Source organism: Butyrivibrio sp. AE2032, assembly GCF_000702965.1.
This window is the reverse complement of record NZ_JNLF01000005.1, coordinates 2047613-2069512: the sequence shown is the minus strand read 5'-3', so window position 1 is coordinate 2069512 and position 21900 is coordinate 2047613. Positions and strand designations below refer to the sequence as shown.

The following is a 21900-nucleotide window of genomic DNA, read 5'->3' as shown; positions in this document are numbered from 1 at the left end:
TGCCGGATCCCTTGTTGCGGCCGGCAGGAAAGTTTAAAGAGGAATGGAAAATGAACTCAAATCTTTGGTATCTGACTGACGATAATAACACAGACAGCAGTTATACTGACTTTACATATACTGACTTCACTGCGGCAGGCACTGTCACACCTGTTCAGTACAGTGGTGTCAGAAAGGCAGCCTGCACCGGCGCACCTGCCGGACACAAGGGCGTACGAAAAGCGTCCGTCCGCAAGGCAAAGGTTAAAACCGGCAAAAAAAGATCCGCAGGAAAGATCATTCTCTGCATAATCGGAGTAGTAGCCATAGCTATAACATCCGTTCTGGTAAATGACGATGTAGTCGCAGCATGCTCCAAGCTCATGAACGAGGAAATGTTCACTGATACCGTCGAAAACGACAAAGCCGGCCACATACACCAAAAGCATTCCGAACCCGCTTTTCAGATAACCGCGGAACGCACTTCCTACGACCAGACATCTCCCGCTTATGAGATCGCGGAAGATCTGTTGGCAACACTCCGCTGCGACAATGACGTGGATACCGCTTGGGAGATCTTCAACTGGGTACATTCGAACATCTATTATCAGATCATGACCTCTTCCATGACCTTCGAAGAAGCGGCTTTCAGAGGCTTCACAAGAAAGACGGGCGACTGCTATGTTTATTTCGCATGTGCAAAGATGCTCCTCGACTGTGCAGGGATCCCCAATCTTATGATAGAAAGATATCCCGTGATCAACAACAGCCACTACTGGAACCTCGTGCAGCTCAACGGTGAATGGTATCACTGCGACGCCACGGTATTCAGAGATCATACAGACATGTTCTTCATGTGCACAGATGAGGAGATCGACGACGGTCATCACTCATTCGATGAGTCACTCTATCCTGAGCGTGCAAGCTGGAATACAGACTTTCAGGGTGTTTGGGGACCCGGAGCAGGATCAGGTTTCTGGATCGATCCTTATACAGGGTACGATAATTACTATGATGACTATGATGAATATTACGACGGGTATGAAGATTACGACGACTATGATATCTACGATGATTATGACGACGGGATCTACGACGGATACTATGGATAAGATGTATTGAATTCAGGCGGGCACTATCCTTAAAAGATCACCTGGCAATAAACATCCCGTATTCCTTCGGCACGGTCAGCACTCCGTCCTTCATGTGAGAAGAAAGCGTTGCTCTTATACTGTCTCTGGGAATGGAACTTAATGCGGTCATGCTCTGAAGAGAATAGATGTAGTCGACAAGATCATCGACGTCAGTTACGGCGAGAGAATCTTCGTAGTCTTCCCGTCTTACATCGGCAAAGACTTCACCCAATACCCAAGCACCGTTCTGGAGAGTGAATGATCTGTCCGTGTTGTCCTCTACCCCGTAAACGGACAATATTCCCGAGAGATACTCCATTATCCCGTGGATCCCGAACGTGGCACAGTAAAAAGAGCCTGACGGCTTCAGCACCCTTCTTACCTCTTTTAGCCCCCTCATAATGTCGGGAACATGGTAGAGCATCATGTTGGCGATCACCGCATCGAAGGACTCATCCTCAAAGGGAATATCCATTATGTCGATCTGCTCGTATGAGACGTTCGGATACTCCCCTACCGTCTCTTTCGCCTTAATGATCATAGCCTCCGAAAAGTCTGACATGACAAGTCCGGAACATAAACGGATAACATCTTCGTGACCGGTCCACATGCTTCCGGTGCCGCACCCGAGTTCCAGGACTCTCATGCCGCTGCGTATGTCGTAATTTGAGAATATCCAGTTGCCGAACCCCTGTTTATTGGTCGAATATTTGTCATGGATAGAGATCCTTGTGGTAAGGCCCGCAGAAGAAGAATACTGCTTCTTAACCGTCTTCTCATCGTTAATGCTGTTTGTCTCAGAACCTGTATTCATATCACACCCCGCTTCCGGAACTTCATGCCGTCAAGCTTTCCCGTATTTCGCAAATTCGTCTTCATTTCCGCTGAACACGTTCATGTCGATAAATCTTTCCTTGCCGTCATAACCTTTGAGCCTGTGCCTGTTCGAATACTGCCAGAAAACCCAGTCAACGTCATCAGGCAGATCCGAATAAACGCTTCTGTACCACAGGCCGCAATCGGTAAAGGCATCCTTGACGATCGTATTATATGTTTCTTCACTGACGTATATCACGGGCTTTATGCCGTACTCTTCAGTAAGGATGTCGACCATCACTCTGAGTTCTTTCCTGACCGCTTCAACATCGATCGTTTCTACAGAACCGAAACTGCCGTAATACTCGACATCTATTACGGGCGGCAGCATATTGTCCACAGGTGTGACCGCATTTATGAAGTTCTGTGCCTGCGTATCGCCTCCAGATTCAAAACTGAAAAAATGATAAGCGCCTGTCCTGATACCGGTCTCTGAAGCTTCCTGCCAGTTCTGACGGAATTTCGGGTCCTCAAAAGAAGAACCTTCCGTTGCCTTTATGAACGCGAAATCCAGATCCTGCGATGCCAGCAAAGACCAGTCTATGTCACCCTGATAGCATGAGACGTCAACACCCTTTACGGTAAGACCTTTCATCTCCGGGTGATTGATATGGATCACTCCGTTATAGAGCAGATATGCCGTGATGATCAGGAGCGCCGTCAAAGCCCCTGCCACGATTATGGCTGTCTTAAGTTTCCTGTTCATACAGCAAGCATTATACCATTCGGGATATACCGGAATATCTCCGGCCTGATCAATGCGTATGCTCTGGGTCCGGGTTCTTCTTTTTCAACATCAGGAACAGGCACAATACCGCTATCAATATCAACGGAATATATGAAAGAGCAGGTATCCACAATGGAATCTCGACATCCTGTTTCATGAATAATAACAATACACTGGGCATAGAATTATTCACAGCATGCATAAAAGCTGCCGGCCATATCGAATTGGTCTTTATGGTGACATAAGTTAGTGCGGTTCCCAATGCAGTACACATAATACACATCAGGATTATTCCCACATAAGGAAAACCCGGATAATCCATTCCGAAATTGTGTCCCACACAGGTAAGAGGCGCATGCCACAAGCCCCAGATAATTCCTCCAACAATAATTGCTTGGGGAATTCCCATCAGTTCAATAAGCTTGGGCATCATATAGCCTCTCCAGCCGAACTCCTCACCGAAGGCAGCAAACGATAAGACAACACCTTGCACGACCGCAATCAGCGGATATATGATCACAACAAATAAACTGACTTCAGCTTCACCAAAAGCGTCCGGACAAAACAGCCATATAACGCCGTCTCCAAGCGTTGAGTATACGACCGGAAGGAACATCGCAAGCAGGATAAATACCCATTTCTTTCCCTTCAGGTCGATTCCGAGCATCATGGATTTTTCGCCGGTCAGTCTGAAACCTTCTTTGGTGATCTTACGGGTAATTACATGCGCAATGGCCGGAGTGAGCATTCCGAGACTTACAAGCGATAACATCTCCGGCGTACTGCCTGTCCATGTGTGTCCCGTGAAGATAAAAATGAAGAATATGAGCCATGCCATCCCGAACGACAGTCCGAGATAGATCAATAATCTTTTCTTTGTGATATTCATGTCACGCCTCCTGACGTGCTTTAAAGAAAACCGTGATCCCGTAAGAGAGATAGAAGATAAACAGATCTAAGACCGGCGACAGATAAGATGCCAGTGTGATCTCCGTCTGATACTTCATGTACCAGTTAATGAATTTAACAAGGAACTCCTGCCTTTCCGATAACCAGCTCACATCTGCGAACAGCATAAACCCGATAAGAACAAAGACAAGCAAGAGTGCAATTGCGACCTTTGCAAGATTTCCCTTCTCCCTTCCAAGAAGGATATATAAAGGCAATTCTACCGATGCTACTAATATAAGCAGCGATGTAACAGGAATAACCATTACTTCAAACATTCTGAGAATATCCAGCACATATCCTTCTTCCGCAAATGCCGCCAAAACGATACCCGTAATGCTCAGCAAAGAGATCAAAACATATGTGGCTATGGTAACGAAAACATATTTGGAAGCAACATAACTATTTGCTGAGACAGGCAGCGAAGATACATAATTCTTTATTCTGGAACTTGACTCATCCGCTTCAGATAATCGTGCGCACCACATATCGATAAAGCACACAATTGTGAAAATGATACAGATATAGAGCGTTACGAACATCAGATCCAGCATATTAATTCTTATGCCCTGATCATTCATGAATACCATTTCCAATCTTTCAGCCATACTGCCCGGAAAGATCACACGCAGGATACAGAGAAGCGCAATGGCTGACAGCAGGATGATACAGATCCTTTTGCCTTTTATTGCAACGAAGTCTTTATACATCAATCCGCCCATCAGATCTCACCCCTCTTTCTCTCCGCAATACCGGCCGATACAAAGTATGAGACAAGAAGGCAGACTGCTGCCGAAGCTGCTAATATGAACCATCTGTTTTCCAAAAAGAGCAGACCGTCCGTGATAAGTTCCGTAGGCTTCATGGCACGTACCGCACCGATTATCCTTCCTAATGAACAAAGAATAAAAACTGCCGACATTATAAGGAGTGAGATTATCCTGACATAATCGGTATTTTTCATCTTCAGTAAAAAGATAAGCATCATCTCCAAAGCCGAGAAGATCAGAATCAGTGATGCCGCTGACAGCACAAGCCCTGCAAAATCACCGAGAGTCATGATGTCGGTGAACAGAGATAATATAAACGACAGCGCAAGACTTATAACAGTGCCTGTTCCGCATGTCAGGAACAGCGTTATAAATCTGGCGGTGACGCGTTTCTTTACTGATAACGGAAGCGCACCTGCAACGTTCGCAAAACCTGAATTCTTATCGGCTTCAAAAGCCAGTGTCAGTGAATCTCCGATCGAAGCCAGCGGTAAGAGTACCATAACAGCTACCGCATACCAGAGCACATGAACAGGCGACATCGGCATATCGGTTCCGCCGGCAAGATACTCCTGCTCGGCAAGTGCAATGTTGCCGCAACGCGCAGATATCAATGCCATGACGGTAATAACAAATGATGACACTGTCACGAAAACAAATGTGGCACGCATCTTCCTAAGACACATGAGATCTTTTATGATCAAACCCTTCATAGCAAGTTACCTCCTCGCAGAAGCAACATAGAAGAGCATTATCTCCTCAAGACTTGTTCTGTCGATCACAAGTTCCGGATAAAGCTTTGCGGCGGCCTTCATGTCGTTGATCAACACATCAACGCCGAAAGCTCCCTCCTGCACTCCGACGATCAGAGACTTGCTTATACTGTCTATCTCATCTTTTCTGCATTTGAGGATGCCGTGTCTTTCCAGTATCTCGTCCTTATTTCCTTGCAGGAATAATTTGCCGCCGTCGATGAAGACCACTTCATCCGCGATCTTTTCGAGATCTCCGGTAATGTGAGAGGAAATAAAGATCGAGTGATCCTCTTCAAGAACAAACTCGCGGAAGATATCGAGGATCTCATTTCTTACTATCGGGTCGAGTCCCGCTGTCGGTTCATCCATAACCAGAAGTTTGGCATTGTGTGACAGCGCAACAGCTATCTGAAGCTTCATTCTCATGCCTCTGGAGAAATCGCCGCACTTCTTTTTCGACGGGAGCGAAAACTTTTTCAGATAATCAAAAAAGACTTCCTCATCCCAGTTCTTATAAATGTGCTTCATCATGATGTTGATGTCTTTTCCGGTCATGAATTCATGAAAGCCCATCTCGTCATAAACAACGCCGATATCTTCTCTGAGCCTCGGTGCATTGTATTTTATGTCTTCACCGAAAAGCTTTATATCACCGCTGTCCGCCTTTATGACATCCAGCATGAGCCTGATCGTAGTAGTCTTACCCGCTCCGTTCTGTCCTATAAAGCCGCAGACAGATCCTTTGGGAACAGAAAAACTTATATTGTCGAGCTTAAAATCACCATAATCTTTTACGACGTTATCAAGCTCAATAACATTCGTATAACTATCCATATAAACCTCTAATTAATCCGCTTGCTTCTCATCGTACAGCAGGTCGATCATTTCCTTGAGCTCGTCACGTGTGACTTTGCCGATGACAGCTTTATCGCATGCCTTATCCAGGAGCTCCTGGATCTCAAACATCATGTTCTCTTTGACGATGTCGCTGTTAACGGCTTTAACAAAGCTGCCTTTGCCTGTAACAGATTCGATAAAACCGTCACGTTCGAGATCCTCATAGGCTCTCTTTGTCGTGATGATGCTGATCTTCAGTTCCTTCGCAAGGACCCTCATTGACGGCAAAGCCTCGCCTGCCGTCAATGCTCCTGTCATGATCTGACTCTTGATCTGCTCCTCGATCTGCTCATAGATGGGCACACCGGAAGTATTGCTGATGATGATATCCATTTCTGCCTCTTTGCAACTGCGCTCGTTGCGGCGGATCGGGCTTCTCCCGCGCGCCGAGAGTCTTCACCGCATAAACTAATTAGTGTATATACACATTATATACACTTCAACGGTGATGTCAATTATGAATTTTGAGATCAAAAAAGCGCTTAGACAAAGGCAGGATCCGCCCCGATCTCTTCGAGGAACATCCGGAGATAATCTATCTGAGTCGGCATGATGTTATCGGGCAGCGCATCTAAGGCAAACCACTTGAGATCAACGCTTTCAGAGTCGTGGCGCAGCTCTCCGCCGTACTTCGTGACCACATATACAATATCTGTATAGTACATCTCATCCTGGTTCGGATAGACTAGGTGGATATTGGCTTTTACGGTAAGGAATCTCGGTTCATATATATCGAGATTGGTCTCTTCCTTAACTTCCCTGGCGAGTCCCGCTTCGGCATCTTCGCCGAGCTCAAGAGCACCTCCCGGAACACACCACTGCCCGTTGTCCGTCCTCTTTTCGAAAAGAAGGCCCTTTTCCTTATCGTATATGATGCACACTGCGGCAGTCGCCATAAGAGGCTGATGGCCTACAAGTTTTCTTAAGTCAGATATATAACTCATTTGAATCTTTATTCCTCATTTCCCGTCAGGATCCTCTTCCTGAAGAGTTGATCCGTGCTTCCGTATATCGTATCAATATCACCGATCTTTTCAAAACCGTATTTTTCATACAATCCCTCTTCGCCGCTCAGGATATAGACATACTCATAACCGTTGCCTGCTGCATATCCGGAAGCAGCTTCGATCATCTTCTCAGACAATCTTTTTCCCCTCGCCTTTTCATCCACGAAAACAAATCCGATAAAGGGTGTGTAGTCATATATGTCAGGCAGTTCGTCTTTTTCCGACAGCGTGCAGAAACCCAAAATATCATCACCTTCGCATGCCGCGATGACGCGTTCGATGCCGCAGATCTTTCCCGAGCGCATCATATCGGCAAGGAATGGACCCGCTTTCCAGGAACATGCCTGTGCGAAGTCTGCCGTCTTTTCCCATAAGGGATGTTCTTTATCCATTACATAAATATCCATCAGCTGTTTACCTTATCCTGATATTGAAATATTTTTGCGCACCATCATCAGTTGAATCCCAACGGACAGAAAATGACCATGGAATAAAAAAGTGCAGCCACCACCGGAATGATGACTGCACATATGATAATCGAAATCTCTGTATAATGCTCTTCGTTTCAGCAGATATATCAGACCTTAGCCTCATAAGTATTCAGGAAATACTTGCCGGACTGGCCGAGGCTTACATTTGCTATGCCCGTTCCGCGCTTGGTAAGAGACTTGTCGCTCTCTGCCTGAGCGGGAGACAGTGAATAATACTTCTTAAGTCCTGCATCATCAAGGCTTTCAAAGACGTCGAAATCGATATTGTAGATAGTGAAATACAGTGTTGCCGTACCGTCAGCGTTATACTCGATGCAGTCAACGATGCCGATATTCCTGAATGTGTCACCGTCGCCCGTAACGAACCAGATCTTGCCGTCCTCATAGAAGGGACCGAAAGAGAAATTATCCAATTTGTCCGGAGGAGCAGGCAGAGCCTTGCAGTCTTCCTCTTTGAGCATATAGCTCATGTATTTTCCAACAACACTTGCTGCCTTCTCATAAGAGACGGTCACATAAGAGCATTCACCCTTCTTATCGTTTTCGAATTCCTTATATGCATTGATCTTGATGTGGTAATATACAAAGCTCAGTACATCCTCGATCTTGGCATTATAAGCTTCAAATCTGCCTGCCTCAGAAAACATGAAAAAATTCTGTTCCGCGAAGTTGGTAATGAACGTATTTGCGTATGTCTGGTCATCACCGCTCAGAGCTTCCATCTTAGATGGCTCAGTCGTTCTTTCCGTTTCCTCAGAGTTTTCCGTTGCCTCGTTCGATGCTTCAGTAACCTCACTTGCAACTGTCTCACCACTGCTTGCCGCAGTCTCGGCGTTACTTGCTTCGGTCGCGTCAGTGTTTACTGTTGCCTCAGCGGAAGTCGCCTGTGTTGCCTGTGTATCCTGTGATCCTGAAGTGCCGTTTCCTCCGGCACAAGCCGTTAATGCTGACAGCGCCATTACCGATAACAATACCGATGCGCAGATCTTGATCTTCTTCATATATGTTCCTCCATTATTTTTTCGGATTATTATTTCCGTATTATATCCCAAAAGCACTTATACGCTTTTTGAAACTATTAACCAAATTCTCAGCGGTTTTCACCTGATCATGGGTTATTTCGTCTCCGGCACAGCGCCTTTGTTTTACATGCACATTATGAAACTGAATAAGAGCACGGACAATCAGCAATGCACGGCGGAACTGATGAAAAAGCAACACTTTCGGACCCGGATGTTGAATACCGTTCAATAATTCTTTCATTACGAACGGCCGGCAATGGGAAACACTTTTTTCATGCAATGGCCTTGTGCTCTCAGGCCCGGTCACAGTCCCGGCTTGACATTGGACGAACTGAATATATAATTGAGAACAATTCTCAATTTCGACATCAGGGAGCATGATCATGTACCCGGGATCAACGGACACAGTCAAACATACAGGTTCGGTCAAAGGCATACCGGCGGTCAGGAAGGCCGTTGCCGGGTTCCTGAGCCTTGTTGTGCTCTTCGTGATCTCGTTTTCCATATGCTATGTTGCCCTGGAAGCAGATCACGACTGCTGCGGCGAAGACTGCCACATCTGCGCATGCCTGGACGAATGCGGAAATACCCTTCAGCTTTTACGCTGCGGCTACACATCTGCCCTGCCGGCATTATCTGCCATCAGTTATCTGCTCATTGCAGGCGCAGCATTGCTGCTCATACATGTTTTTCAGAAAGAAACACCCGTTACTGACAAGATCCGGCTGAACAATTGATATTCCTCAAGTAATGAAACCATTTCGCTTATCAGGCCGAAGGGGCTGTGCCTCATGGCTTGATCTTCATTACGGAGGATTATTGATTTGAAAAGAATAACAGCTTTGGTAACTGCTGCTGCCCTCATGACAGGATGCATTTCGGCATGCAGCGTAAATAAAGAACAGGTCTTGCCCGCCGAAGGCAAGATGCATATCGTAACCACGATCTTTCCCGAATACGACTGGGTAATGAATATATTAGGAGACAATCCGGCCGGTTTCGAAGTAACCCTGCTGCTCGACAACGGCGCGGATCTTCACAGCTTTCAGCCCACGGCGGCAGATATCCTGAAGATAACGACGTGCGACCTTTTCATCTATGTCGGCGGAGAATCCGACGAATGGGTCGATGACGTTATGAAGGAGGCAACAAACAAGGACCTCATATCCGTCAATCTGCTTGAGACCCTTGGTGATTCCGTTAAGGAGGAAGAGCTCGTGGAGGGAATGGAAGGCCATGATCACGATCATGAAGATCATGAGGAAGAAGATCATGACCATGACGAGCACGACCACGACCACGATCACGATCACGAAGACGGAGAAATTGAGTACGACGAACACGTCTGGCTCTCGCTGAAAAGGTCTTCCATCCTTGTCTCGGAGATATCAGGAGCCATACAGAAGATAGATCCGTCAAATGCCGGAACATACCGTTCAAACACTTCCGCATACCTGGAAAAGCTGAATGCGCTCGACAGGGAATACCAGGCGGCTGTGGAAAACGCGTCGCGCAATACGGTCTTATTCGGAGACCGCTTCCCTTTCAGGTATCTGACAGACGATTACGGGCTGCAGTATTTCGCCGCCTTTGCAGGCTGCTCTGCGGAATCGGAAGCAAGTTTTGAGACCATAACATTCCTCGCCAAAAAGGTTGACGAGTATTCGCTCACGGCAGTCTTAACGCTCGAAGGAACGGACCACAAGATAGCAGAGACCATCATCGGTAATACGGCTTCGAAAGACCAGAAGATACTATCAATGGATTCGATGCAGTCCACGACCATCGCAGATGTAAAGAATGGAAAGACATATTATTCCGTCATGGAGAAAAATCTTGAGATACTCAAGCAGGCTTTGAATTAAATAAACGTGCTCCCCGGCGCCTGCATATTTACAGAGGTGCCGGGGATCCGGATCAACAGACAAGGAGGAGTAAAAATGAAGAACAAAGGATTGGCATTATGCCTTGCGGTTTTGCTCATGCTCAGCGGCTGCAGCAACGGTGAAGCTTCAGTCAGGACGGCAGGTCAGACTGCGGGAGTAAAAGACGTTCTGGAATCCGGCATAGCTGAGGAAGACGGCAAAACTTCGGGATCAGGTTCCGCAGCGGATGACAGCGGCAACGGGCTTCAGAACGGTGCAAACGACGGCACTACCGCATCTGATACAGGTTCCGCCGCTCCAGCTGATCCAGCCAACGGAATTGATGTCGATCTGACTGTTCTTTCATCCAACATGGTATACGCAGAAGTATTCAACATGGTGTATTCGCCGGAAGAATACATCGGAAAGACCATTAAGATGAAAGGTCAGTTCTCGCTCTTACAGGATGAAGCGACCGGCAATCTCTACTATGCCTGCATAATCGCCGATGCCACCGCGTGCTGTTCTCAGGGAATCGAATTCATCCCGGCAAACGGAGCGGTCTACCCTGACGATTTCCCCGAGATCGGAACTGAGATCTGCGTAGCCGGCGAGTTCACCACTTATCAGGAAGGCGGCACCACATACTGCACTCTGGCAAATGCAAGATTCATGCAGATATGAGTTTTTTATGTTATCCGCCGTCATATAAAAAGGCTGTCTCCAAATGTTTTCCGCATTTTGAGACAGCCTGCTTAGTTATTTATCTGTTTAGTTTTATTTATTTGTTCTGCACTTGCATCATTATCAGGACGGATAGAAGAGCTGTTCGTATTTACATTTAAGCTCGAAATCCTGAACCTTTACTTTTCTCGGATACCACTTTGCCACGAAGTCAACCAGAAGCTGATGATCGCCGAATCTGTAGAATTCCCTGCAGATGATCTTTGTTGTCTCTGTGATGTCATTTGTGAGTCTTACTACATACATTCTGTAGTAGATGTACTTGCTCTCTTCGAGGCTGAGGCTCAGCATGTCCTTATCTCTGATCTTCTCTACATTGCATCCGGGACCGCCACCGGAAACCATATCCAACTCTTCCTTACCGATCTCTCTTTTGTCTAATCTAATATCTGTCATTGCCGTATCCTCCGTTTTTCTGTGTTTTTGTTTGATGGCTTCATTATCAACGGAAAACGCAGCCCTAACAATCGTTAATGCATCGGCGGTTTGTGGCTTAAGCAACACATCAGAGACGGAGTGTTGCTTAAAGGAAAATTTTTTCGGTTTTTTTCAGGACACGGTCAAAAAAAGCCGGATTTAAGATCCCGTCGGCTCAACGGTCTCCCATTTATAACTCATGTCAGCCATTACGTTGAACTCGGCATAGTAGTTGTTGGCACCGTCACCTATCCCGCAGCATGCGATACGGTAATGTCCGGGATACAGTTTTCCGCCATAGGGATAGAGACTGTATGTCAGAGCATAGCTCTGTCCCGGCTGCAGTTCATGACCAAGATCGTGCACCACGTTCTCATTTACCATCGGCACGTAATACCAGACCCCATCGATAAACACCTGGATCGAATAATACTCACCGTAACAGAAGACATCATCCGTGAGGTTCTTTATCTTGACGGTAATGTCTTTACCTTCGTTATGGTCGACCGCGAAAACAAGGATACTATCCCTGCCTGCATCCTCATTTACCGGTACAAGATCTTTTTTCTTATAACCATTGACTTTGCCGCATGAACAGAGCATGAAGCAAACGATCAGACAAATAGCCGCGACAGAAAACAAACGTCTCATAACATCAGCTCCTTTCACAAACTCATACGCAAACAGGCCTGATCCTGCCAGCTACTATATATACAGATAAAGACTGACAGATGTTGCGTTTGTTCATCCTGCTGATCATGTCACTCCCGGTTCCAGTATCTCTATTCCGGGAGCATCACAGTCTATTTCCATCAGCGCACCTACGGGGAGAACCGTCATCGGAGTTCTGTGGATGTAATCGACATTTTCCATTATGACCATGTCCGGTCTGTGAATTTCCTTATGCATAACCTTCAGAATTGTTTCCCTGCTTTCATCATCCATGGGACCGGTGATCACAGCCTTTGCCTTATCAAATATACCTGCCGCAGCAAATGCACGCAGCTCATGCAATCCGGCCAACTTACTGCCATAGATACTGCAGTGTTCCATCGCAATGATGGAATCTTCCCAGACATCGGGATCCGGAAAAAACTTCGTCCCCATTATCTGCCAGAGAGGGCCTCCGCAGACCGGGATAACATGGCCTCTGACTTTTCCGGAGCCCTGCAATACCTTGTAGCCGGTTCCGTCTTCCCATGGGATCGGATCCTTCAGGTCCTCGATCTCATCATTATCCGGGAAACGTTCATACTGCACCCCTTCGATCGTGTATGTGGTCGTCCAATCGATGGGTGTGTTCTTTTCCGACGGTTTGATCACGCCTATTACCTCATTCGAGAACAAAGTCCGTCTGATCGCCTCTTCCGTATATTCATCAAGTTTTCCGGGCTGTGCTATCGGAGTCAGAACGGTGGGACCGTAATAAGCACGGACACCTGCATATGTGAAAACCGCCATCCAAGTGGCAATATCGGAGAAACCCATGAACACCTTCGGATTATCATGAATGACCTGCGGATCGATATACGGAAGAACGCGGTAGGAATCATCTCCGCCCTGATTACAGATGATACCTTTGATGGAATCATCCTTCAGTGCCCACATCAGATCTTCGCCTCTTTTCTCGGGATGCTCATAAAGGTATTCACTTCCCTTAAGCGCATTGGGAGTTTCGACGACTTCCACATTAAAGATCTTTTCGAATCTTCTTTTGCCAAGCTTGTATCTTGGAAGCATGTCCTCATCTCCGGCGCGTCCGCCTGAGATCGAGATAAATGCGACTTTATCGCCCTCGTTCAATTTTGATGGAATTATCAGTTCTTTCATTTCGCTTCCTCCATATATCCCGTTTTGTCTCAGTCATTCATCGTGCAGGAATAATTAATTACAGATCCTTCTCCTCGTATGGTTTGTCCCAGGATCCGATCTCTATCAGATTTCCTTCGGGATCGGCAATGTAACATGTCCTCTGTCCCCACGGTTCCGTGACCGGCGCAAGCACAGGTGTTGCTCCCTGTCCGGTAACACGTTCGTACACGGCATCCACTTCGTCAAAGGTATCAACATAAAGCGCAAGTTCGAAATGACCGTTCAGGCCTCTTACATACTCATATTTCCGGCTGGTCATGTTCTCGAAATCCTTGCGGCCGTAAAACATGAAAAGCGTACCGTCCTTCACCAGATATACATTCGATGTATCTTCGGTTTCCTTGATCTCAAACCCGAGAACATCTCTGTAAAAACGAATCATTGAAGCCATGTCTTCAACAAAAATACCGAAACCGTCTAATCTCATAAAATCATCCTTTCCGTCAAAACATCATGTCGATATTCTTAGGTATAACCGAGCGGTAATCACCTTTCAGATTGGCCATAAGGATAATATAGATCCTCTTGCCGTCCCGTTCGATAATATAATTGCTTGTCGAGAACCTGGGAACATCTCCGCAATGGTAAACGAAGCCGTCTCTGATCTGCCAGCCGCATGCATATCCGTCAACAGGTGTGAGGAGTTCATCCATTGACTTCTCATTAAGGATATAACCGCCAAACAGCGTCCTGTCGAACTTCAGCATGTCGGCCACATTCGAGCGGATGCCGCCCGCGCCCATCTGAAACTCCGGATCAGACAGATAATCCAGCTCCTCCGAGTATTCGTAGGATGCCGTAACCTCAACGCTGCTGTCCGCTGATGTGTTTTTCATGTTGCAAGGCCCGAAAACTACCTCATTTAAGTAATCCTCAAATGCCTTCCCGCTGACCCGCTCCACTATCAGGGCAAGGAGATGATAATTCGTATTGTTGTATACAAATTCCACACCGGGTTCACTCAGCGGTTCAAGAGTGAAAAGACGTTCCAGAAACAATTCATCATCAAACGCGGCTTCGATCATCCTGTAGGCTTCCGCATAAACAAGATTATTTGCAGGATCGGGGCCGCAGATCTCATAGAGTATTTCCTCCCCTATGAAATCAACAGGGTCATTCACATAGTCAGCAAGCCCTGAACGCATATGCAAAAGATCGGAGACGGTAATTCCGGATATCTTCTCATAACTTGGATATGAACTGTACTCAGGAAATAATTCCCCTATGGTCTTATCCATCGTAAGTTTCTTTTTTTCGATGAGGCTCATGATACAGACCGCGGTAAAAGATTTTGTGTTGGAACCGATCTCATACGTCGTATACGGAGTTGCTTCATTGCCGTCAACATCAAGAAGTCCTGTACCCGCCGCAAATATGATCTCATCATCAGTGGCGGCGATCATGGAACCCTTGAAATCAGATTCGGTCGCGATGTATTGGAGATAATTTGCTATTGCCTCATAATCCTCATTTCCGGAAACATAGATATTCCGTTCAACATTATTGAGTTTGGAGATCTCGTCCTCAACACGGATATGAGAATTCAGATTAGTCTTGCACGAAGCAAGTCCTAATAACATAGACGCAATAACGGCAATGCTGATAAAGTTTTTGATCCTGTGCGTTTTTCTTCTCATCATTAATAATCCCAATTCCCCGGTGTTTACTGCTCAAAAACAGTTTCGACCTGTTCTATTAATTCAACGCAGATTCCGTGGTATTTTTCATCCAACGGATATTTATCATGATACTGTTCGATAAGACTTGTAATGCCGTTCTTATAGTCACTTTCCTTAACACGAGAACTGTCACCCAGAAATGCGGCGATCTCATTAGCCACACTGACTCCGGCCTCTTTTTTGCCTGCAAGATATTTGATCAGGCTGCGGTGAAAGAGACGTGCCGTCTGATAAGGCGGATCGTTTCTCATACAGAATTCCCTGCAGATACTGCCGTTACGGACAAATCCATGCGCCTTGATGTCTTCCAAGTGGAAGAACCTGTTATCCGTGACTTCCACAGATCCTATCACTTCAAGATCGACAGCCACGCCGTCCTCATAAATGACAATGATGATCCCTTCGGGATTAGTCGTATAAGAGATATATACCGGCTCCCCGTATCCGCAGATGAACTCTCTTAAGGTGTCTTTTTCCATCAGCACACTTATGTCCACATCCGAAAAAGGCGTCGGGTTGCCGTGAAGGAAAGATCCGCCCAGCCAGATATGATGCCTGTTTGCTTCGGCATATTTCTCAACATAATCGATGTATTTTCTTTGATCGTGCTTCATGCTTACAATCCTGCTTATGTCTCTGGCCTCCGGTCAGGAGATCCCGAGTATATGCTTTTCCATGCTGTTCAGAAGATCGTGTGAATCGTCATCGATATGGGACAGATAAGTAACGATAATGCCCCGGGAAGGCAGGACATAGCACTTCTGCTTGCATTTGCCGTTGATGCTGTAACCGTCGCGGTATTTCCAGACATAAAAACCGTAGCCGCCCTCTCTGTTCATCTGCTGAACCGAAGTCGCCATCTTAACATATTCTGCTGAGACGATGCGTCTGCCTTCATATACGCCTTCATTCATGAGAAGAAGTCCGAACTTGCTCAGATCATGAACAGTCATTTTCATGCCCGATGCACCGTAGAAATACCCCTCGGGGCTGCGCGAATATTCATAATCCATAATGTCCAAAGGAACAAGGATCTCATCTTCTATAAACCTGCCCAGATCCGAACCGAGCACATTCGTGAGCGCTACACCCGTCAGATAAGTGCAGATGTTGCTGTAATTAAATCCGCGTTCGTCAGGATCGACATCACAGTTAAGTGAGAACTCAATCCAGTTATCGCCTTCAGCTCTGAACGGAAGGCCTGATACTGACATGGTAAGGAGCCGCCTTAACGTGATCTTCTCCCAGCCGGGTTTTGCAGGCACTGATATGTATTTCAGGATGGGATCATCAAGACCGATAAGTCCTCTGTCATACACGATGCCGAAAGCAACGGACAAGACCGTCTTCGTCGCGGAATAAAGCTCGTGAAGGCCATCCCGCGTGTCTCCCCATGTATGTATCAGAGTGCCGTCTTGGTACACCTCTGTTCCGAAGACATTCCACCCGTTCTTTTCGATGTCATTAACAAATAAACCGAAGTCCATTATTTCCCCATATGCCCCGAACTCTTATTATAACTTCCCGTTATTCGAACAGTTTCTGAAGAGCTTCTTTCTGTTTGAATATCTCCTCAAGATAAGGTGAATAATCGATCTGTTCCCTGTGACGGAGCAGCTCGGTTATCTCGAGCATGGGCTTCAGGATAGGGGTAAGTTCCAGATTGCCGAGTACGCCTTTCAGGCTGTGCGCAGCTTCAAAAGCCTTGTCCAGATCACCCTCGGCGATGCCTGAAGCCAGTTTCTCAAAATTGCCGTCTTCAAACACTCTGGGGACAAGAGCCAGATAGAATGATTCATTTCCCATCAGTCTCGAGAGCGCTTCGTCCGTATTTGCACCGTAGTTTTTAAGATCTTCTATAGTAGGCATTTATCTTCTCCTTTATTGCAGAAACTTTTCGAATTCATCAGCCGGGACAGGCTTTGAAAAATAATAACCCTGTATTACCGCGCATCCCGATTCCTTAAGCTTAAGGAACTGTTCCTCCGTCTCAACGCCTTCGGCTATGGCAGGGACTCCAAGACAATCGGCTATATCGATAACTATGTCGAGCATCTTCATCTTATTACTCTTGAAGGCGCTCCTGATGAAGAGCATATCCAGTTTGAGAGCATCGATCGGAAGTTCACCGATCATGTTGAGGGAGGAATATCCGGAGCCGAAATCGTCCATCTCGATGAAGAAACCCTTCTGTCTTAGATCCTCAACGCGGTCGATTATCATGCTCGAATCACTGACATATGCTGATTCGGTTATCTCAAGATGAAGATCTGATACCTCGATGCCGTTTTCCTCAACGATGTTGAGAAGCCTGTTGGCAAGATTTGGATCGTACATCTCAGCTCTGGAGATATTAACGGAGACCGGGATCTTCTTATCGAACTTTCCTCTCCACGCCTTTATCATCGCCGCGGTCTTATGCCAGACATAATCATCGAGCTCGTAGATAAGACCGTTGTTCTCGAACAGAGGGATAAACAGACCGGGTGAGATAAGATCAAGTGTCGGATGACGCCATCTTACAAGAGCCTCGGCTCCGGCGATGACAGGCTCTTCACCTGTGATATCAAACTTGGGCTGGAAGAAGACCATGAACTGCTCTTCACTGACGGCCGTCTTGAAATCAGCGCAGAGTTGCTCTTCGAACAATGTCTTTTTAAGGATCTCGTCGTCGAAAACTGCGATCACGTCGTGATAGTTACCCTGCAGCTTATCGTATGCCATGCGGGCTCTGACAAACCTGTTCCTCAGTTCGAGGTTCTTGTCTGTTTTCTCGTATATGCCCATCTTCAGTTTTACCCCGCTGAAGATGCAGTCAACGGAATGGCTTATCTCCTGGAGTCTTTCCTCATGACCTTCTTTATGGTGGCAGTATATGAAGAAAACATCCATCTCCTTGTGGCAGAGAATGGACTCACCGTTCGGATAAAGCTTTCTTAATTCCTCCGCTATCATCGAAAGGAGCTCGATACATCTGTCTTTGCCGTATCGCTCGAGCAGTACATGATAGTTGTTGATCCCAAGAACTATGGCATCCATGTCCGTATCCGGATGATACTTGTCAAACGTCTCGGCATACTCGTAAAAATATTCGCCGTTATAAAGGCCGGTAATAATGTCATTTTGGGTGTCGCTTATTATCTGGCGGTTCTCTGAAAGTTCTATCGCCCTGCGGATCCTGGCCTTTACAACGCTCTGTCTGGGGTACGGCTTCGGAATGAAATCGGATGCGCCCGTGTTAAGACTGACGACCTCTGATTCCTGATCCGTAGTCAGAACGATAACAGGTATGCTTGAAAACTCACTCTGATTCTTGATGGATGACAGGAGTTCCAGGCCGCCCATCTTAGGCATGATCAGATCAAGAAGGACCAGCGATATCGTCTTGCTGTGTGTCTTGATGATCTCATAAGCCTGTTCACCGTCTTCGGCTGTGATGATGTCATAATCATCCTTGAGCATCTCGGAAAGAATCTCTCTGTTTATGAACTCATCATCAGCAACGAGTATCGTCCGTTTTCCGTCTTCAAATAGTGATACAACAGGGTTTGTCATAAGTCACCGCCTTTCAAAGATACGATTCCAAAGTCTCGAAAAGTAATTCCGGCTTTATCGGTTTTGTAAGATGTGCATTAAGACCGGACTGCAGGCTCCTCTGAACATCTTCGTCAAAAGCGTTTGCAGTCAGAGCGATTATAGGGATGTTCTTTGCATCTTCACGGTCAAGACCGCGGATGATCCTGGTCGCCGTAAGTCCGTCCATCTCTGGCATTCTCATATCCATCAGGATGGCAAAATAATGGTCTGGTTCACTGGCGGAGAAAGTATCAACCGCGATCTTTCCGTTAGGAGCAAGATCGGTCTCTATCCCGCGTGTCTGAAGTAGCATCCTGATGATGTCGGCATTTACTTCAACATCTTCCGCGAGAAGTATCTTCCTGCCGGACAGGTCTTTGTCTTTAACTCTATTTTCTGTTCCCGGATTCTTGCGTCTGAACGCATTCTCGAATTCTTCAAGGATATTGGCGGCAAAGATCGGTTTGGCAATGAAACTGTCGACACCGGCATTAACAGCTTCATCAAGGATGTCATCCCACTTGTATGCAGTCAGGATGATGATAGCCGACTCCTTTCCTACAAGCGAACGGATCCGTCTCGTAGTCTCAACGCCGTCAATCCCGGGCATCTTCCAGTCGATCAAAATGAGATTATAAGGTTCACGTCTGCCGTGCCTTAATGTAACCTTCTCGAGGCCCTCCTCACCCGAAAGCGCTATATCGGCAGTTATGCCAATCTTCCCGAAAACAAGTCTTCCGTGCTCGCATGCGACAGGATCGTCATCGATTATGAGAACGGACATATTGTCCGGTACGACTTTCGTTTCGTGTTCGGACATCTCCTGCTTGTCCGAATCTTTCAGGGTTACGCTTACAAGGAAAGTGGTTCCTTCGCCCTTTACGCTCTCAACTTCAATGCTGCCGTTCATCATCTCAACGATGTTCTTGGTGATGGCAAGTCCCAGGCCGGATGAACCGTATTTATTTGTATATGTGGCATCCTCCTGGGCGAACGTGTCGTAAATGTGAGGAAGGAACTCTTTGCTCATTCCTATGCCGGTGTCGCTTATCTCGAACTGCAGCGTGGTCCTTCCGTCAAACTGCGCTTTCTTTTCTATGATAAGTCCTATCTTACCGCCTGACGGCGTGAACTTGACGGCATTGCCGAGTATGTTTATCAGGACCTGTCTGAGCTTCATGTTATCGCCGATGTAGTAATCGTCGATATCGCCTTTTATGTGGCAGCCGTAATCGAGGCCCTTTTCCAGACACTGTCCGCTAAACATCGTGTTAATGGATTCGAGGAGCTTGGAAAGTGAGAATTCCTCCTGCTTAAGGGCCATCCTTCCGGACTCGATCCTGGACATGTCAAGGATATCGTTTATAAGCGCGAGAAGATGCTCGGCGGAAGTTCCGATCTTTGTAAGATAATCCCTGGTCTTTTCGGGAGTATCAGGATCGTTCAGAGCTATGTTGTCCAGACCGATTATCGCATTCATCGGAGTCCTTATCTCATGGCTCATGTTTGAAAGGAATGCTGTCTTTGCCTTGTTTGCCTGCTCGGCAGATTCCAGAGCGTCCTTCAGAGCAATCTGCTGAGCCATGTTCTGTCTCATCTCAGCATCGATTATGGTAAAGCCCAGACCGATGGCTCTTACCCTGTCTCCGCCACGCTCATCGATGTGTCTGACGCCGGCAACGCGGATCATCTCGTAGTATTCCCTGCCGGCGCGTCTTGCAAGATAACGGTATGCAAGTATGGGTTCGGTATCAAGCCCCTTGCGGATGTTATCAGGATCTATGAAGCTCTTAAATCCTTCACGGTATTCTTCGGCAACGAAATTTTCCGCATACCAGTTGAAACGTTCGCTGAACGGGAACGGTACGCCTTCTTTTGTCTGATCCTTATCTTCGGCATCGCCTCTGTAACAGATGCCCTCGTCCTTTTCGAGATTGACATAATAAACGCTTCTGTAATCAGCCGACATGGCCGTGATCATATTGTCCTGCTGCGTTCTCTTCTTTTCTTCCTCGAGCAGTTTCTCCTGAAGCTTTATGCGGTGTTCCATCTCCTCCTGCTTAACGCGGTTCTCGGTCTCGGAAGTCTCTTTCGCGATCGCAAGCGAAGCATTCTTCCTTACCTGGATGATGATGAAAACAAACATCGCGATCAGGACAAGCGCTGCAAGAACTGACTGAATAACGCTTTTTACGACAATGCCGCTCGAAATGGAGCTGATCTGATCTGTGATGACCTTTTCTCTAATGAGATAGGTAAGCATCCAGTCCGTACCCTCGACCGGAACATAAGCCAGTGTCTCTTCGGTCCCGCTATATGTGAAAGATACAGAACCCCGCCTCTTTTCCCTAAAATCATCAAGAACCTTCTGATATGAACTTCCTTCTTCAAACTCGGCATGTCCCAAAGCGTCAAGGAGATTATCCTCAACGGCAAGACCGCCTAAGACTGTATTGCTCAAGGCTATTCCGTTATCGCTGTAGATATTGCAGAATGTGGCATCATTTTCGCCCGATGACATCGATACGCCCTGAAGCATTACATCCATATCGATCTCCATGAAGCAAACAAGGAATTGCTTGCCGCAGAATTCGATATTGTCTACGGGGATCGCGATGATGACCTTCTTGTCCAGGCTCTCGAGATTTAAGATCGATATCTCAGGCGAAGAGATCGTCTTGTAATCGAACCCGTAATCGGCGATGTTGTCCTGATTGCCGAGTGATGTGTATATGATCCCGTCCGTATCGACAAATGCGAATTTCTCAAGTCTGTAGAGTTTTTTCATTCTGGCCTGGAAAGCCTGAAGATGTTCCGTATCTGAAAGATCCGTCTCCGTAAGAAGTCCGACGGCAACCTGAAGGTCTTCGATCTCCCTTTGGAGATTGGATGCAACGACCCGTTCACGTCTTCCGGTCAACTCGTCCAGATAAAGATTACTTACGGAACGGACTGCCTTTCCGGTATCCCTGTGGGCAGTTCCGCCCATGATGATGGTTCCGACTATGAAGATCGTGATTACGATGATCCCGCCGATGATCCCGACAACTATGGCCGGGGTGCGGTTTCTGCCCTTATTTGAAGATCTGTCTTTCATAACTGTGTACAGTTCCTCTCAGAAGTAATCACTTCGGTTTATCCG

Annotated in this window: 24 protein-coding genes; 4 read left to right on the top strand and 20 right to left on the bottom strand. The window is 46.7% G+C overall.

From position 1 onward, the window contains the following. Nucleotides 1–50 precede the first annotated feature (50 nt). Entirely contained in the window at nt 51–1091 is a 1041-nt protein-coding gene (locus BO18_RS26715) for a transglutaminase domain-containing protein (RefSeq protein WP_034450887.1), read from the top strand. 37 nt (nt 1092–1128) lie between these two features. Here BO18_RS26715 and BO18_RS26710 read toward each other — a convergent pair whose 3' ends face one another. The 10 genes from BO18_RS26710 to BO18_RS26665 form a co-directional block, all read right to left on the bottom strand. Then, nucleotides 1129–1926, bottom strand: a complete 798-nt coding sequence (locus BO18_RS26710) for a class I SAM-dependent methyltransferase (protein WP_081861263.1) — start codon at nt 1924–1926, stop codon at nt 1129–1131. Between the two features lie 30 nt (nt 1927–1956). Continuing rightward, nucleotides 1957–2694 carry a GH25 family lysozyme gene (locus BO18_RS26705; protein WP_034450885.1) on the bottom strand — a complete coding sequence of 246 codons (738 nt, stop codon included), beginning with the start codon at nt 2692–2694 and terminating at the stop codon, nt 1957–1959. Between the two features lie 49 nt (nt 2695–2743). Next, nucleotides 2744–3604, bottom strand: a complete 861-nt coding sequence (locus BO18_RS26700) for a CPBP family intramembrane glutamic endopeptidase (protein ID WP_034450883.1) — start codon at nt 3602–3604, stop codon at nt 2744–2746. Between the two features lies 1 nt (nt 3605). Continuing rightward, nucleotides 3606–4385 carry an ABC-2 transporter permease gene (locus BO18_RS26695; protein WP_034450881.1) on the bottom strand — a complete coding sequence of 260 codons (780 nt, stop codon included), beginning with the start codon at nt 4383–4385 and terminating at the stop codon, nt 3606–3608. Next, on the bottom strand, nt 4385–5146 hold the full coding sequence (locus tag BO18_RS26690) for an ABC-2 transporter permease (RefSeq protein WP_034450880.1): 762 nt from the start codon (nt 5144–5146) through the stop codon (nt 4385–4387). The genes BO18_RS26695 and BO18_RS26690 overlap by 1 nt, the downstream gene beginning before the upstream one ends. Nucleotides 5147–5152: 6 nt before the next feature. Continuing rightward, on the bottom strand, nt 5153–6022 hold the full coding sequence (locus BO18_RS26685) for an ABC transporter ATP-binding protein (RefSeq protein ID WP_034450878.1): 870 nt from the start codon (nt 6020–6022) through the stop codon (nt 5153–5155). Between the two features lie 12 nt (nt 6023–6034). Next, nucleotides 6035–6418, bottom strand: coding sequence for a GntR family transcriptional regulator (locus tag BO18_RS26680; protein WP_034450876.1), 384 nt, complete (start codon nt 6416–6418; stop codon nt 6035–6037). A 149-nt stretch (nt 6419–6567) separates the two neighbouring features. Then, on the bottom strand, nt 6568–7029 hold the full coding sequence (locus BO18_RS26675; RefSeq protein ID WP_034450874.1) for an NUDIX hydrolase: 462 nt from the start codon (nt 7027–7029) through the stop codon (nt 6568–6570). 8 nt (nt 7030–7037) lie between these two features. Further along, nucleotides 7038–7484 carry a GNAT family N-acetyltransferase gene (locus BO18_RS26670; protein WP_242856610.1) on the bottom strand — a complete coding sequence of 149 codons (447 nt, stop codon included), beginning with the start codon at nt 7482–7484 and terminating at the stop codon, nt 7038–7040. A 185-nt stretch (nt 7485–7669) separates the two neighbouring features. Next, complete coding sequence (locus BO18_RS26665) at nt 7670–8584, bottom strand: hypothetical protein (protein WP_034450871.1); 915 nt, start codon at nt 8582–8584, stop codon at nt 7670–7672. Nucleotides 8585–8988: 404 nt separating this feature from the next. Here BO18_RS26665 and BO18_RS26655 point away from each other — a divergent pair, with 404 nt between their 5' ends. From BO18_RS26655 to BO18_RS26645, 3 genes are all read left to right on the top strand, one after another. After that, nucleotides 8989–9342, top strand: a complete 354-nt coding sequence (locus BO18_RS26655) for a hypothetical protein (protein WP_034450867.1) — start codon at nt 8989–8991, stop codon at nt 9340–9342. An 87-nt stretch (nt 9343–9429) separates the two neighbouring features. After that, complete coding sequence (locus BO18_RS26650) at nt 9430–10470, top strand: metal ABC transporter substrate-binding protein (RefSeq protein WP_034450866.1); 1041 nt, start codon at nt 9430–9432, stop codon at nt 10468–10470. 75 nt (nt 10471–10545) lie between these two features. Then, nucleotides 10546–11154, top strand: coding sequence for a hypothetical protein (locus tag BO18_RS26645; protein WP_034450864.1), 609 nt, complete (start codon nt 10546–10548; stop codon nt 11152–11154). 123 nt (nt 11155–11277) lie between these two features. Here BO18_RS26645 and BO18_RS26640 read toward each other — a convergent pair whose 3' ends face one another. The 10 genes from BO18_RS26640 to BO18_RS33685 all read right to left on the bottom strand — a co-directional run bounded on the left by BO18_RS26640 (nt 11278) and on the right by BO18_RS33685 (nt 21855). Continuing rightward, entirely contained in the window at nt 11278–11610 is a 333-nt protein-coding gene (locus tag BO18_RS26640) for a hypothetical protein (RefSeq protein ID WP_034450863.1), read from the bottom strand. 180 nt (nt 11611–11790) lie between these two features. Then, nucleotides 11791–12282: an immunoglobulin-like domain-containing protein gene (locus tag BO18_RS26635; protein WP_034450862.1), complete on the bottom strand. Its 492-nt coding sequence runs from the start codon at nt 12280–12282 to the stop codon at nt 11791–11793. Between the two features lie 105 nt (nt 12283–12387). Next, nucleotides 12388–13461 carry a S66 family peptidase gene (locus BO18_RS26630; protein WP_034450860.1) on the bottom strand — a complete coding sequence of 358 codons (1074 nt, stop codon included), beginning with the start codon at nt 13459–13461 and terminating at the stop codon, nt 12388–12390. A gap of 58 nt (nt 13462–13519) precedes the next feature. Then, entirely contained in the window at nt 13520–13930 is a 411-nt protein-coding gene (locus BO18_RS26625) for a VOC family protein (protein WP_034450859.1), read from the bottom strand. A 16-nt stretch (nt 13931–13946) separates the two neighbouring features. Then, nucleotides 13947–15143 (bottom strand): serine hydrolase domain-containing protein, encoded by a 1197-nt coding sequence (locus tag BO18_RS26620; RefSeq protein WP_034450858.1) that lies wholly within the window; start codon nt 15141–15143, stop codon nt 13947–13949. Between the two features lie 23 nt (nt 15144–15166). Next, on the bottom strand, nt 15167–15796 hold the full coding sequence (locus tag BO18_RS26615; RefSeq protein ID WP_034450856.1) for a nucleotidyltransferase domain-containing protein: 630 nt from the start codon (nt 15794–15796) through the stop codon (nt 15167–15169). Nucleotides 15797–15829: 33 nt separating this feature from the next. Then, nucleotides 15830–16669 (bottom strand): serine hydrolase domain-containing protein, encoded by an 840-nt coding sequence (locus BO18_RS26610; RefSeq protein ID WP_034450855.1) that lies wholly within the window; start codon nt 16667–16669, stop codon nt 15830–15832. A gap of 40 nt (nt 16670–16709) precedes the next feature. After that, nucleotides 16710–17051, bottom strand: a complete 342-nt coding sequence (locus tag BO18_RS26605) for an Hpt domain-containing protein (protein ID WP_034450853.1) — start codon at nt 17049–17051, stop codon at nt 16710–16712. A 12-nt stretch (nt 17052–17063) separates the two neighbouring features. Beyond that, complete coding sequence (locus tag BO18_RS26600; protein WP_034451874.1) at nt 17064–18737, bottom strand: EAL domain-containing response regulator; 1674 nt, start codon at nt 18735–18737, stop codon at nt 17064–17066. Between the two features lie 13 nt (nt 18738–18750). Next, entirely contained in the window at nt 18751–21855 is a 3105-nt protein-coding gene (locus BO18_RS33685; protein ID WP_051689205.1) for a hybrid sensor histidine kinase/response regulator, read from the bottom strand. Nucleotides 21856–21900: the final 45 nt, after the last annotated feature.

Coding starts and splice junctions, on each gene's coding strand:
- BO18_RS26715 (WP_034450887.1), top strand. CDS start 51: ATGAACTCAAATCTTTGGTATCTGACTGACGATAATAACACAGACAGC.
- BO18_RS26710 (WP_081861263.1), bottom strand. CDS start 1,926: ATGAATACAGGTTCTGAGACAAACAGCATTAACGATGAGAAGACGGTT.
- BO18_RS26705 (WP_034450885.1), bottom strand. CDS start 2,694: ATGAACAGGAAACTTAAGACAGCCATAATCGTGGCAGGGGCTTTGACG.
- BO18_RS26700 (WP_034450883.1), bottom strand. CDS start 3,604: ATGAATATCACAAAGAAAAGATTATTGATCTATCTCGGACTGTCGTTC.
- BO18_RS26695 (WP_034450881.1), bottom strand. CDS start 4,385: ATGGGCGGATTGATGTATAAAGACTTCGTTGCAATAAAAGGCAAAAGG.
- BO18_RS26690 (WP_034450880.1), bottom strand. CDS start 5,146: ATGAAGGGTTTGATCATAAAAGATCTCATGTGTCTTAGGAAGATGCGT.
- BO18_RS26685 (WP_034450878.1), bottom strand. CDS start 6,022: ATGGATAGTTATACGAATGTTATTGAGCTTGATAACGTCGTAAAAGAT.
- BO18_RS26680 (WP_034450876.1), bottom strand. CDS start 6,418: ATGGATATCATCATCAGCAATACTTCCGGTGTGCCCATCTATGAGCAG.
- BO18_RS26675 (WP_034450874.1), bottom strand. CDS start 7,029: ATGAGTTATATATCTGACTTAAGAAAACTTGTAGGCCATCAGCCTCTT.
- BO18_RS26670 (WP_242856610.1), bottom strand. CDS start 7,484: ATGGATAAAGAACATCCCTTATGGGAAAAGACGGCAGACTTCGCACAG.
- BO18_RS26665 (WP_034450871.1), bottom strand. CDS start 8,584: ATGAAGAAGATCAAGATCTGCGCATCGGTATTGTTATCGGTAATGGCG.
- BO18_RS26655 (WP_034450867.1), top strand. CDS start 8,989: ATGTACCCGGGATCAACGGACACAGTCAAACATACAGGTTCGGTCAAA.
- BO18_RS26645 (WP_034450864.1), top strand. CDS start 10,546: ATGAAGAACAAAGGATTGGCATTATGCCTTGCGGTTTTGCTCATGCTC.
- BO18_RS26640 (WP_034450863.1), bottom strand. CDS start 11,610: ATGACAGATATTAGATTAGACAAAAGAGAGATCGGTAAGGAAGAGTTG.
- BO18_RS26635 (WP_034450862.1), bottom strand. CDS start 12,282: ATGAGACGTTTGTTTTCTGTCGCGGCTATTTGTCTGATCGTTTGCTTC.
- BO18_RS26630 (WP_034450860.1), bottom strand. CDS start 13,461: ATGAAAGAACTGATAATTCCATCAAAATTGAACGAGGGCGATAAAGTC.
- BO18_RS26625 (WP_034450859.1), bottom strand. CDS start 13,930: ATGAGATTAGACGGTTTCGGTATTTTTGTTGAAGACATGGCTTCAATG.
- BO18_RS26620 (WP_034450858.1), bottom strand. CDS start 15,143: ATGATGAGAAGAAAAACGCACAGGATCAAAAACTTTATCAGCATTGCC.
- BO18_RS26615 (WP_034450856.1), bottom strand. CDS start 15,796: ATGAAGCACGATCAAAGAAAATACATCGATTATGTTGAGAAATATGCC.
- BO18_RS26610 (WP_034450855.1), bottom strand. CDS start 16,669: ATGGACTTCGGTTTATTTGTTAATGACATCGAAAAGAACGGGTGGAAT.
- BO18_RS26605 (WP_034450853.1), bottom strand. CDS start 17,051: ATGCCTACTATAGAAGATCTTAAAAACTACGGTGCAAATACGGACGAA.
- BO18_RS26600 (WP_034451874.1), bottom strand. CDS start 18,737: ATGACAAACCCTGTTGTATCACTATTTGAAGACGGAAAACGGACGATA.
- BO18_RS33685 (WP_051689205.1), bottom strand. CDS start 21,855: ATGAAAGACAGATCTTCAAATAAGGGCAGAAACCGCACCCCGGCCATA.